We start from the raw sequence: 3,021 nt of genomic DNA, 5'->3' as shown, positions 1-3,021 counted from the left end.
GGGCTGCTCCAGACCCGGTCGCACCCGCTCCCGGGCGCGCACAGGTAAACGCCCCCGGCCCCCGGCCCGGCCCCAAGCTCGGCCGACGCCAGGTACAGCGCCACCAAAAGCCCGATGCCCGCCAGCACCACGCTCGCCTGCACGAGTCTGCGGTTGCGGCCACCGAGCCTGATGTTACCGCTCTGCGAGCGCCTCGCGCGTCCCATCGGCTTCGACCACACCTTTCCTACCCCGTGCGCCATTTTCGTCGGCTCAGCCTCTTCGCCTGCAAGAGCTTGAAGGGGCCGGCCCGGCCGTGAGTAAAATCACGGCGGCTGAGGAAGGCAAGACGCGGGAGGGGATTCACATTGCGCCCCATTCGGACCTTTTCGGTGGCGCCCTCGCTCCCCGAGCCCATCGCTCGCTTGCAGGAGCTTGCGTATAACCTCTACTGGTCGTGGAACGCCGATGCCCGCTCCCTCTTCATCCGCCTGGACCGCCGCCTCTGGGAGCAGTCCGATCACAATCCCGTTCGCATGCTGACCCTGGTGGGCCGCCGCCGGCTCGAGGAGGCGGCGGCGGACGAGGGATTCCTCGCCCAGTACCGCCAGGTCTGCGAGGCGTTCGACGCCTATGTGCAAAACCGCACCACGTACTTCGCGCAAGCCCACGGCCGGTGGGTGCAGGAGCAGCCTCTGGTCGCCTACTTCTCCGCGGAGTTCGGCCTGACGGAGTGCGTGCCCATGTACTCAGGGGGGCTCGGCAACCTGGCCGGCGACCACCTCAAGTCGGCCAGCGACCTGGGCGTTCCCATCGTCGGTGTGAGCCTGCTCTACCACCAGGGTTACTTCCGCCAATCCCTCAACGCCGAGGGCTGGCAACAGGAGGCTTTCCCCGACTACGACATCTACACCATGCCCCTGCACATGGTGCGCCGGCCTGATGGGCAGCCGCTCACGGTCGAGGCCACGCTTCCAGGGCGCCAGCTTGCGGCGTACGTCTGGCGGGTGCAGGTGGGGCGGCTCCAGCTTTACCTGCTGGACGCCAACACCCCCGCCAACACTCCGGAAGACCGGAGCCTGACCGATCGCCTCTACGGCGGCGACCTGGAGATGCGCATCCGCCAGGAGATCCTGCTGGGCATGGGAGGCGTGCGCGCCCTCGAGGCCATGGGAATCCGCCCGGGGGTTTACCACATGAACGAAGGCCACTCGGCCTTTCTCTCCCTGGAGCGGATCCGGCGCCTGATGGACCAGCACGACCTCACCTTTGCCGAGGCTCGCGAGGCCGCAACCGCCGGCCAGGTCTTCACCACCCACACCCCCGTGCCCGCCGGCCACGACTATTTCCCGCCCGACATGGTGGAACGCTACTTCGGCGACTTCTACCGCTCGATGAAGCTGACGCGGGAGCAGTTCCTCGCGCTGGGCCGCCAGAATCCTGCCAACGACCAGGAGGCGTTTTGCATGACCATCCTGGCGCTCAAGACCGCGGCCTACTCCAACGGGGTCAGCCGCCTGCATGGCGCCGTGGCCCGGCGCATGTGGCAGGGCATCTGGCCCTCCGTTCCCGAGCGGGAACTTCCCATCCAGTCCGTCACGAACGGCGTCCACCTGCTCTCGTGGATCTCCGACGACATGGCCGCACTCTACGACCGCTACCTGGGCCCGCGCTGGCGAACGGAGCCCGACAACCCGGTGGTCTGGGAGCCGGTGCGGGAGATCCCTCCCGAGGAACTCTGGCGCACCCACGAACGCCGCCGCGAGCGCCTGGTTGCCTTCGCCCGCCGGCGGGTGAGGGAGCAGTTGACCGCACGGGGCGCGCTGCCCGCCGAGATCGCCGAAGCGGAGCAGGCCCTCGAACCCGGAACCCTGACCATTGGGTTTGCAAGGCGGTTCGCCACCTACAAGCGCGCCACGCTGCTGCTGCAGGACCCGGAGCGGCTCGTGAGGTTGCTGAGTGACGCCGAACGCCCGGTGCAGATCATCGTGGCCGGCAAGGCGCACCCCCGGGACGACGCCGGCAAGGAGATGATCCGCAACATCGTGCAGTTCGCCCGGCGCCCCGAGGTGCGCCGCCGCGTCGTCTTCCTGGAGGACTACGACATCGCCGTGGCGCGCTACATGGTGCAGGGCTGCGACGTGTGGCTCAACACGCCCCGCCGCCCCGAAGAGGCCAGCGGCACCAGCGGAATGAAGGCCGCCGTGAACGGGGCTCTCAACGTGAGCGTCCTGGACGGGTGGTGGAACGAGGCGTACTCGCCCGAGATCGGATGGGCCGTGGGGCCAGGAGGCGAAACCGCTGAAGGTGAATATCCGGAGTACGTGCGCCGCGATCCGTCGGCGGTCGACAGGTTCGACGCCCAGGCGCTTTTCGACGTCCTGGAGCGCGAGGTGGTACCCCTGTTCTACGACCGGGGCAGCGACGGGTTGCCGCGGGGGTGGGTGGCCCGCATGCAGCGGTCGGTGGCGGCCATCGCCCCGCACTTCAACACCCACCGGATGGTCAAGGAGTATGCCGAGCGGTTCTACGTGCCGGCCGCGGCCCGCGCCGGGCAACTGGCCGCCGACAAGTGGGGGCGGGCGCGGGCGCTGGCGGAGTGGAAGCAGGTCGTAGCGCACAACTGGCCGTCGGTGCGGATCGAGGAGGTGCAGTCCACGGCCACCGACCCGGTGCCCCTGGGCCAGGTTATCACGATCAGGGCCACGGTGAGCCTGGGCGGGCTGCGCCCGGAGGATGTCGCGGCCGAGGTGCTGGTGGGCAGGGTGAACCCCCGGGGGGAGCTGGCCGATTACCGGATCTGGCCGATGAAGGCGGCAAGGCCGCTTCCCGGCGGGCGGTTCCTGTTTGAAGCCCTCGACGTCGCGGTGGAGGGCAGCGGGCTTCAGGGCTTTCAGGTCCGGCTGCGCCCCCTCAACCCGGACCTCGCCGGCCCGCACGAAACGGGGTTGATCCGGTGGGCGGGCAACTGACACATCCATCGACGCAGTCCAACGGGCACCCGGAGCAGGCGCTGCGGCCCCGGGCCAGGGAGTGGGGGTT

2 protein-coding genes are annotated in these 3,021 nt (G+C 69.2%); one reads left to right on the top strand and one right to left on the bottom strand.

Annotation, left to right across the window (positions count from 1 at the left end):
* Positions 1-206 (bottom strand): hypothetical protein (locus AB1609_19535; protein MEW6048636.1); only part of this gene is annotated, 206 nt, incomplete at its 3' end.
* Positions 207-347: 141 nt separating this feature from the next.
* On the opposite strand from AB1609_19535, the gene glgP reads away from it, so the two are divergent.
* Complete coding sequence (gene glgP, locus AB1609_19530; GenBank protein MEW6048635.1) at positions 348-2,951, top strand: alpha-glucan family phosphorylase; 2,604 nt, start codon at positions 348-350, stop codon at positions 2,949-2,951.
* Positions 2,952-3,021 lie beyond the last annotated feature (70 nt).

Source organism: Bacillota bacterium, from assembly GCA_040754675.1.
Classification (GTDB): Bacteria; Bacillota; Limnochordia; order Limnochordales; family Geochordaceae; genus Geochorda.
The sequence above is the reverse complement of the archived record's forward strand: the minus strand, read 5'-3'. Positions and strand labels throughout refer to the sequence as shown.